The sequence below is a fragment of the Acinetobacter sp. GFQ9D191M genome (assembly GCF_011174875.1).
Taxonomy (GTDB): domain Bacteria; phylum Pseudomonadota; class Gammaproteobacteria; order Pseudomonadales; family Moraxellaceae; genus Acinetobacter.
Genome location: NZ_JAALGV010000166.1, coordinates 1 through 812, shown reverse-complemented (window position 1 = coordinate 812; position 812 = coordinate 1). Strand labels below are relative to the sequence as shown.

Annotated in this window: 1 protein-coding gene; it reads right to left on the bottom strand. The window is 35.6% G+C overall.

Annotated features, from left to right (window positions below; genetic code table 11):
• The coding region (locus tag G5T77_RS16900) for a transposase family protein (protein ID WP_171521909.1) at nucleotides 1-244 on the bottom strand (244 nt) is incomplete at its 3' end.
• Between the last annotated feature and the right edge of the window lie 568 nt (nucleotides 245-812).

The window sequence follows — 812 nt, the reverse complement described above, 5'->3', positions numbered from 1 at the left end:
CAATTCTTGAGGCTGTGGGCTCTGAAACCCCGTAACTCGTCGCAACGTGAAATAAGGTTCGGTATTCCCGCCAATAGCTCAGACAGAGCAGAACCTGATCCTCCAGGCTTAACTTGGGCGGTCTGCCTTTGGCAGAGACATGCTTCTGCAATTGCTCAACCATCAAATAGAAAGTTGACCATGAGATGCCTGTGTATCGCTTGAACTGAGGATCAGAAAGCTTGTTTGAATCGATGTATTTCATCCGCAGATTATGCACGAATGCTAAGAAATCCGGAGTGCAAATATTAACCAAAAAGAAGATCGTTTTTTGATTTATGAAAGAGATCTAATGATTAAATGCTTAGTCAGAGATAAACTCATTTAAAGAAGAATTCTAGTTAATAAGAATTAAATTTTAATTATAAATAATTGAATTTAATAAGATAAAAATATTTTTCCATAATATGTATGCTCTTGATTTTTCATATTCAGATCATTTGCATTTAAGGAAAATATATTGAAACCCTAGTTTGACCGCCTCAGCAATATAAGTCCCACTGATATTATTGAACTAAATACCCATCATCGCGTACTGAAGCATATGCCTTTAGCGCATGGTATTATTTTCGATGAAACACCATGGATTGCTTTGGTAAATGAAAGGATAAATCCATACTTTTTTAAATTTAGGAATGTTTAAGGATTAAGCATCAAGTAGTTGACCACCTTCTAAGCTGGTATATCCACGTTCTTTAAAGATCAACACAATCGCTTTTTTATAATCTTCACAATTGACATACTCCCACCATTTTCGTTTTCACTCAAGTGGG